The organism is Escherichia sp. 93.0816 (assembly GCF_013368855.2).
Classification (GTDB): Bacteria; Pseudomonadota; Gammaproteobacteria; order Enterobacterales; family Enterobacteriaceae; genus Escherichia; species Escherichia ruysiae.
In genome coordinates this window covers 1-8,031 of record NZ_JABWNC020000043.1, presented here as the reverse complement: position 1 = coordinate 8,031, position 8,031 = coordinate 1, and the positions used below count along the sequence as shown (strand labels likewise).

Sequence of the window (8,031 nt, the reverse complement as noted above, 5' to 3'; positions counted from 1 at the left end):
CCGTTGTTCCGTGTCAGTGGTGGCGCATTATAGGGAGTTATTCCGGCCTGACAAGAGGAAATTTAAAATAAATTTCCAACCGCACAAGTTTCAACCAAATCAGTCTAAAACTGCCAATTTTTCGAGCGTTTTGAAGCCATAACGCTGTAAAACGGGCAATAATTGTTCTGCTTCTGGCGTCATTGCCATACAAAAGGCAACATTCGCATCGGCAGATTTTGCATCCGGAGCTTCATGTTCTAACAACCAGGCCGTTCGGCGCGCAATTGCTGCGCCAGAATCTACCAGCCGGGTTCCCTCTGGCAGCACCTGTAACAGTTCATCTTGTAATAGAGGGAAATGAGTACAACCCAGAACCACGGTATCTGGTGGCTCTTTCATTCTTAACCATGGGCGCAAGATACGCTTTAGCGCATCCAGAGAAATTTCTTCGCCATGCAGCTTCGCTTCAGCCAGCTCAACCATTTCTGCCGAGCCCAGCATCTCTATCTGGCATTCATTAGCGAAACGCGCAATCAGCTCATGGGTATAAGAACGTTTCACCGTACCGCGTGTTGCCAGCAATCCAACAATGCCATTAGCGGTCAAACGCGCTGCGGGTTTAATCGCCGGCACGACGCCGACAACCGGGAAAGCGAACTTTTCGCGCAAAGCAGGAAGTGAAACGGTGCTGGCGGTGTTGCAGGCCACCACAGCCAGCGCAAGGGGATAACGCTCTTGCACGGCAGTGACAATTTCCACTACGCGCTCAACAATAAACTCTTCGCTTTTTTCGCCATACGGGAAAGCGACATTATCGAAAGCATAAATGTAATGGAGATCCGGTAAGAGACGCCGGATCTCGTCATAGACCGACAGCCCACCGACGCCGGAGTCAAACACCAGCACGGTGGGACGTGGTTCAGAAGGTGTAGCTGCCAGACAAGGTGTATTCCCGTCCTGCAGTTTGGTAGCCATAGACTGTCTCGTAATCTTTGTCGAACAAGTTGGCTATTTTACCACGAACAGTCAGATGAGAGGTGACCGGATACGCAACCGCAAGATCCCACAAGCTCACACCGCCCATTTTAACGGTTTGATAAGGATAAGATGAGTAATCCTTATCATAGCGAGTGCCTAAATACTGATAAGTAATACCCCAGTCGAAGTCATACAGTTGCCAGTCGAGCTGATATTTCACCTGCTGTTTAGCGCGACGTAGCAACGGCGTGTCGGTAATCGCGTTACGCGCATCGACATAATCATAACTCACCGTATGCGTCAGCGGTCCGGTATCAAAATTGGCGGTCGCCTCGACGCCCTTAATCCGCGCTTTCCCTTCGTTGTAGTATTTCAGGGTGTGATCATCGTAATCGATCAAGTCACTAACATCGTTACGATATCCAGAAATACGCCAGTTCACTCCAGCAGTTAAGCCTTCAAACGCCCCTTCCCACTGTTTGCTTTTCTCAGGATTCAGATCCGGATTACCGTAGAAGCCGTAGAGTTGCCCAAGATTAGGTGCCTTGTACGACGTGCCATAAGAAGCGATAAAACGATAGCCTTCGATGAATTCCCAACCGGCACTCGTTTGCCAGGTTCCATGACGACCAAACTGTGAGTTATCGTCGCTGCGTGCAGCACCTTCAAAGGTAAAATCGCCGACTTGTTGCAATCCGGTCAGATAGAGACCGGTGTTACGTTGATCATACCCATCCTCAACATAACCAGTACCCGGCGTCGTAGTCTGTTTCTGCCAGTCAACGCCCGCGCCAATATTACCGTGGCCAACGGTAACGTTATTTGCCCACTGGACGGTATATTGCTTCATTTCATCAAGCGTTGCGGACGAATCATAACGACCATAATGCGGATCGTAGTTGTAATCTTTGCTGTGGCTGTAACTGGTAATCAGTTGTGATTTAATCAGCTCGCCGTTATAGCGCAGCCCGGCATCCCAGCTTTGGCTATAGAGTTTGCGAGTATCGAGCAGCGGCGAGCCGGGAGAATAATACGCGTCATAATTAGTACGATTATCATAGCCATAGCCGCGCACAAAGCCGCTCCACGCATCGGTAAAGTTATGCTCCAGCGTTCCATAAAGCGTTTTACTTAAGAAACCATCGTTATCTGGCTGCGCTTGCGTTCCGGTATTGCCATAGGCAACAACATCATAACCATGGGTATGGGCATAATCGCCCAACAGAGTTACCCGTGTCTTATCCCCCAACTGCTGTTGCGTAGAGACATCGTAGTTCTGATAACTATTGCTTCCCCATCCCGCTGAAATTTCCGTCCCGGGTTCATCGCGTGTCGTGATGATATTCACCACTCCGCCTATTGCATCGGAACCATAAACGGCGGATCGCGGCCCACGGATATATTCAACACGCTGGACAAGCGCAATAGGGAACTGGCTAAGGTCAGCAGAACCACTCACCCCTGCCAGATTCAGGCGTACACCATCAATTAACACCAACACATGACTGGCGTTAGTGCCGCGAATAAAAATAGATGAGAGCTGACCTGAACCGCCGTTTTGGGTGATATCCACGCCCGGGAGACGGCGCAGCACATCATTGACTGAGGTCGATTGCCAGCGGTCGATATCCTGACGCGTCACAACGGTAGTGGGAGCAAGCACAGTGCTGCGCGGCTGTTCAAAACGGTTAGCAGTAACGACGAGAGTATCCGGGCTGGTATCCTGTGCCCAAGCGGAAAAGGCTGTGACGGAACACGCCGTCAGCAGCGAAGCTTTTTTAATCATTGTAAAGCATCCACAATAGAAGAAGGATGCCGCAGGTTTCATCAATATTACGCGATGATGAGAACCAGATGCGACGTTAGCCGGCAGGTCTTCGGGCTTGGAGGGGTATCTGAAGATACAAAGAGATGATGACTTCCCACCGGATGGCAGTGTCCGCATTACGCAATCATCGCACCTTTCCTTACCGCTGCGCGTCAGCTCCAGATTCGCACTGGATTCCCTATTAACTCACAGGACCGGCGAGAGGATGCTACAGGTTGTAACAAGTTGCTGTCCAGACGTTGCTCACAAATAGGAATACATCAAGATCTGGACATCTGATGAGCAATCCCTACAATCGCCGCGTACATTTCATTTTCAGGATACATCATGACCCCCGAACACCTTCCAACAGAACAGTATGAAGCGCAGTTAGCCGAAAAAGTGGTACGTTTACAAAGTATGATGGCGCCGTTTTCTGACCTGGTTCCGGAAGTGTTTCGCTCGCCGGTCAGCCATTACCGGATGCGTGCAGAGTTCCGCATCTGGCACGATGGCGATGACCTGTACCACATCATTTTCGATCAGCAAACCAAAAGCCGCATCCGCGTGGATAGCTTCCCCGCCGCCAGTGAGCTTATCAACCAGTTGATGACGGCAATGATTGCGGGTGTGCGCAATAATCCTGTTCTACGCCATAAGCTGTTCCAGATTGATTATCTCACCACGATGAGTAATCAGGCGGTGGTTTCCCTGCTGTACCATAAAAAGCTGGATGACGAATGGCGCCAGCAGGCAGAAGCCCTGCGCGATGCACTGCGAGCGCAGAACCTGAATGTGCATCTGATTGGTCGGGCAACGAAAACCAAAATCGAGCTGGATCAGGATTACATCGACGAACGTCTGCCGGTCGCAGGGAAAGAGATGATCTACCGTCAGGTGGAGAACAGTTTCACTCAGCCGAACGCGGCGATGAACATTCAGATGCTGGAATGGGCGCTGGACGTAACCAAAGGCTCAAAAGGCGATTTACTGGAGCTGTACTGCGGCAACGGCAATTTTTCATTAGCTCTGGCGCGCAATTTTGAACGAGTATTAGCCACCGAAATCGCTAAGCCGTCGGTCGCTGCCGCGCAATACAATATTGCCGCTAACCATATTGATAACGTACAAATTATTCGTATGGCAGCGGAAGAGTTTACCCAGGCAATGAATGGTGTGCGCGAATTTAACCGCCTGCAAGGGATCGATTTAAAGAGTTATCAGTGCGAAACCATTTTTGTCGACCCGCCGCGCAGCGGTCTGGACAGTGAAACCGAGAAAATGGTGCAGGCGTATCCGCGTATTTTGTACATCTCCTGCAACCCGGAAACACTGTGTAAGAATCTGGAAACATTAAGCCAGACGCACAAGGTTGAACGTCTGGCTCTGTTTGATCAGTTCCCCTACACGCACCATATGGAGTGCGGCGTGTTACTGACGGCGAAGTAAAACCCATGCCGGATGCGCCAGCATCCGGCATCTTACCGATTACTCAGCAACTTCCTGCTTACGGTTACGCATCTTCGCGCCAATCCAGAACACCATAATGACCGACAACACTGCCGGGAAGAAGTTAGAACCGATATCCGGATATTCCGCACGAACCACGGTGCTGTACAGCAGAACGCCGAGAATAAAACAGGCGGCAGCCAGCCCCGGCAAGCCTACTGGCATAGTACGATTAAGATAACGTTGATGCAGGCAGTAAACTGTCAGCACCAGGGAAATAATCGGGAATACAGAAAATGGCACAATGGAGCTAAACAGCGCCGCAAAAGTACCATTGATCGATAAGCCTGCAACCAGCGCCAGCAGCAGCGTACCTCTATCTTGATTTGCTTGTTTCATTACTCGTCCTTCACATTTCCCGGAATAATTGCGGTTTTTTCTTGTTCACGGCGATACCAGTAATAAGCCCCTTTCGAAATCATTCGCAGTTGCAGTACCAGTCGCTCTTCTAATTGCCGACGTTGTTCGACGCCGACGTCCAACGCCTCAGCACCCGCACTGAAGACAATCGTCACCATTGCTTCGGCTTGCGCTTCAGTAAACGCACGAGGCATATGGTTTTCGAGTTCCAGATAGTCCGCAAGTTCCGCAATGAAGTGCTGAATTTCACGCGCAACGGCAGCACGAAACGCAGCAGAAGTGCCGGAGCGTTCCCGCAATAATAACCGGAAGGCGTTCGGATTATTACCGATGAACTCCATAAATGTGGAGACCGAGGTGCGGATCACACTCCCGCCTTTGGCAATACGCTGACGCGCCTGGCGCATGAGTTGGCGCAGCATCAAACCGCTCTCATCAACCATGGTCAGACCAAGTTCGTCTACGTCGCGGAAATGCCGGTAAAAAGAGGTGGGAGCAATGCCCGCTTCTCGCGCCACTTCACGCAAACTCAGGCTGGCGAAGCTGCGTTCAGCACTTAATTGGCTAAATGCGGCTTCCACCAGCGAACGGCGGGTTTTTTCTTTTTGTTGCGCTCTTACGCCCATCACAATGTCTGAATCCTTGCCAAAAGTACTGCTGGCACTATACCAGAGAATGAACATACTGGATTGCTCCAGTGTTGTGAATGAACGGTAACGCAATAAAACATATTTACTGAAGCTCTTTGGCTGGTTCTTTCACAAACAACAACGCCAGCATCGACAGCAACGTGCCGCCCCCCAGATACCACGCCGGAGCCGTCAGACTCTCCAGTAACACGATAGATTGCGTGGCGAAATATTGTGCAAAACCACCAAAAATTGCCACACCAATGCTATAAACCAGCGCGAAGCCCAATGCCCGAATCCGTTTCGGCAATAGTTCGGAAATCAACAACATTACCGGCACACCGCCAAGCGTAGTAAAGCTGACCATCACGAAAACCACCGTCAGCAACATGCCAGGGCTTGGGTAATTCACCAACAGCCAGAACGAAGGCCAGCTACAGAGAAGCACCATCACACGGGAGATTAAAATCAGCTTTTTACGCCCGACCGAATCACACAGCATCCCCACCAGCAGCGCCCCCACAAAGGTAATAATACCCGCCAGTAACATCGCTGCATGAGAATAATGTTGAGGCATCGCCAGATACTTCGCCGCCCAGGTGCCGTAGTAAAAGAGGGAGATATAGGTTGCTACCGTACTGCCAATCGCGAGTAAAACACCGTTAGCGAGAGTCGCTTTATGTTGCAGAAGCAGGGAAAACGTACTTTCGCTGGCAGCAGCACTCTTCTTATTCGCCACTTCAGGCGCATCATTTTCCAGACTCAGGCGTAGCCAGCAACCGATGGGTGCTAACAGCACACCAATAAAAAACGGCACTCGCCAGCCCCATTCCGCCATTACGGTCTCTGAACCTGTGGCAAACGGCAGCCATGCACTCAACCCTAAAGCGACGACGCCACCAAAGGTCGTTGCCAGCCCCTGGGTCGCCAGCGACCAACTGCTGTAAAAGCCGCGACGATTTGCCGGCGCAGACTCAACCAGCAAAGACATTGAGGCGCCGACTTCACCACCTGCCGCAACGCCCTGAATCAGACGCGCCAGCACCAGCGTCGCCGTTCCCCAGTAGCCCGCCGTCGCATAGGTCGGCGCAATACCGATCATCAGCGTACCGAGGCTCATCAGGGCAATAGTGAACACCATTGCCGGTTTGCGCCCGAAGCGATCGGCCCAGGCACCAACGATAATCCCACCGAGCGGGCGCATAAAAAAGCTCACGCCAAAAGTCGCAAATGCCAGTAACAGCGCGACGTTATGATCGGCACTGGGAGGAAAGAAAAGTGTACTGATATAGACCACAAAAAAGTTGTAAACGCCAAAATCAAAAAATTCGAGCGCATTGCCAAACGCCGAGGCAAAAATCACTCGCTTACCGCTGGGCTTTTTCTTTACGCCCACCGATTCATTTACGATCGCCGTCATTCCATATTCCTTGCCAGAAAGTGTTGTTGTGTGTTGTTTTATTTATTGCAACAAGGCTTCCACCAGCGCGCCCCAGTAGCTACTTGCCGGCACCAGACTTGCATCGTTGAAGTCGTATCCAGGGTTATGCACCATGCAGGAACCTTCCCCGACATCACCATTACCGAACAACAGGAAAGCGCCTTTTGGCTGGGCCTCCAGCATGAAAGAGAAATCTTCACTGCCCATCAGCGGCTTGATGCCAAACTCAGCCCTGTCTTCACCAAACGTTTCACAGGCCACCTGCCAGGCGAAGCGCGCCATCTCCTCGTCATTTACTAATACCGGTGTACCGTTAACATGCGTCACATCAGCCGTAGCGCCAAAGCTGACTGCCTGGGCTTGTGCCAGAGCAGGAATACGGGTCAGAAGAAGTTGCCGGGTTTCACGGCTAAGAGAGCGGACGCTGATTTTCATCTCTGCGCTATCTGGAATGACGTTAGCAGCCTCACCCGCAACAATGCTGCCGACGGTAATGACCGCCGCTTCCAGCGGATCGACATTGCGCGCCACAATACTTTGTAATGCGGTGGTGATATGTGCCGCGACCAGCACCGGGTCGATGGCTTTGTGGGGAATAGCACCGTGTCCACCACAACCACGAACCGCAATGTGGAACTGATCCATTGACGCCATCAGCGCCCCGGGCTGGAAGTAAAACTTGCCAACCGGCAGACCCGGCATGTTGTGCATACCGAAAATCACATCGCAGGGGAAACGGTCAAAAAGACCTTCTTTAACCATAATCTCACCGCCGTTGATCATCTCTTCGGCTGGCTGAAAGATGAGACGCAACGTGCCGTTAAAGCGGCGGGTTTCGGCAAGATAGCGCGCAGCACCCAGCAATATTGTGGTATGCCCGTCATGCCCACAGGCGTGCATCAAACCAGGTTGTTTACTGGCCCAGGGCTTGCCGCTATTTTCATAAATCGGCAACGCATCCATATCCGCTCGCAGACCAATACTTTTCTCTCCGTCGCCCACTTTTAAGGTGGCAACCACGCCAGTCGTCGCCAGCCCTTGCTCTACCTCATAGCCCCACTGGCGCAGCTTTTCTGCTACCAACGCACTGGTTTGAAACTCCTGTAACCCCAGCTCCGGGTTTTCATGGATCTGATGGCGGATCTCGCGCAGTTCTTCCTCAAACCCACGAATATAGTGTTCGATCATCTGCTATTCCCTTATTTATAGATAAACAGGCTAATTGACGGATTTTATTGATGGTATAAATATAAATAGGCCATCAATATAAAATATTTATATATTTGTTTTATAAGAAGATTTTACAAAAACAATAACAAAAAAGC

The 8,031-nt window shown here is 51.1% G+C and carries 7 protein-coding genes and 1 riboswitch; of the genes, 1 reads left to right on the top strand and 6 read right to left on the bottom strand.

What is annotated here, in order from left to right:
* Positions 1 to 99: 99 nt before the first annotated feature.
* The gene (murI, locus tag HEM79_RS21870) at positions 100 to 957 is read right to left on the bottom strand and encodes a glutamate racemase (protein WP_176242466.1); all 858 of its coding nucleotides are present in this window, start codon (positions 955 to 957) and stop codon (positions 100 to 102) included.
* Entirely contained in the window at positions 902 to 2,746 is a 1,845-nt protein-coding gene (btuB, locus tag HEM79_RS21865; protein WP_176242468.1) for a TonB-dependent vitamin B12 receptor BtuB, read from the bottom strand. Before btuB ends, murI begins: the two co-directional genes overlap by 56 nt.
* Before the next feature lie 65 nt (positions 2,747 to 2,811).
* Positions 2,812 to 3,002: riboswitch (cobalamin riboswitch) on the bottom strand.
* A 113-nt stretch (positions 3,003 to 3,115) separates the two neighbouring features.
* Between btuB and trmA the strand changes: the two genes are divergently transcribed.
* Positions 3,116 to 4,216: a tRNA (uridine(54)-C5)-methyltransferase TrmA gene (trmA, locus tag HEM79_RS21860; RefSeq protein ID WP_176242470.1), complete on the top strand. Its 1,101-nt coding sequence runs from the start codon at positions 3,116 to 3,118 to the stop codon at positions 4,214 to 4,216.
* 39 nt (positions 4,217 to 4,255) lie between these two features.
* On the opposite strand, the gene HEM79_RS21855 is transcribed toward trmA, so the two are convergent.
* The 4 genes from HEM79_RS21855 to HEM79_RS21840 all read right to left on the bottom strand — a co-directional run bounded on the left by HEM79_RS21855 (position 4,256) and on the right by HEM79_RS21840 (position 7,894).
* Positions 4,256 to 4,615: a YijD family membrane protein gene (locus HEM79_RS21855; protein WP_000806411.1), complete on the bottom strand. Its 360-nt coding sequence runs from the start codon at positions 4,613 to 4,615 to the stop codon at positions 4,256 to 4,258.
* Positions 4,615 to 5,265: an HTH-type transcriptional repressor FabR gene (gene fabR / locus HEM79_RS21850; protein WP_001309117.1), complete on the bottom strand. Its 651-nt coding sequence runs from the start codon at positions 5,263 to 5,265 to the stop codon at positions 4,615 to 4,617. The genes HEM79_RS21855 and fabR overlap by 1 nt, the downstream gene beginning before the upstream one ends.
* Positions 5,266 to 5,368: 103 nt before the next feature.
* A complete protein-coding gene (locus HEM79_RS21845; RefSeq protein WP_176242472.1) occupies positions 5,369 to 6,685 on the bottom strand; it encodes a citrate-proton symporter in 1,317 nt (438 codons plus the stop codon).
* 42 nt (positions 6,686 to 6,727) lie between these two features.
* Positions 6,728 to 7,894 carry a M20 aminoacylase family protein gene (locus HEM79_RS21840; RefSeq protein ID WP_176242474.1) on the bottom strand — a complete coding sequence of 389 codons (1,167 nt, stop codon included), beginning with the start codon at positions 7,892 to 7,894 and terminating at the stop codon, positions 6,728 to 6,730.
* Positions 7,895 to 8,031 lie beyond the last annotated feature (137 nt).

Coding starts and splice junctions, on each gene's coding strand:
- murI (WP_176242466.1), bottom strand. CDS start 957: ATGGCTACCAAACTGCAGGACGGGAATACACCTTGTCTGGCAGCTACA.
- HEM79_RS21845 (WP_176242472.1), bottom strand. CDS start 6,685: ATGACGGCGATCGTAAATGAATCGGTGGGCGTAAAGAAAAAGCCCAGC.
- HEM79_RS21855 (WP_000806411.1), bottom strand. CDS start 4,615: ATGAAACAAGCAAATCAAGATAGAGGTACGCTGCTGCTGGCGCTGGTT.
- trmA (WP_176242470.1), top strand. CDS start 3,116: ATGACCCCCGAACACCTTCCAACAGAACAGTATGAAGCGCAGTTAGCC.
- HEM79_RS21840 (WP_176242474.1), bottom strand. CDS start 7,894: ATGATCGAACACTATATTCGTGGGTTTGAGGAAGAACTGCGCGAGATC.
- btuB (WP_176242468.1), bottom strand. CDS start 2,746: ATGATTAAAAAAGCTTCGCTGCTGACGGCGTGTTCCGTCACAGCCTTT.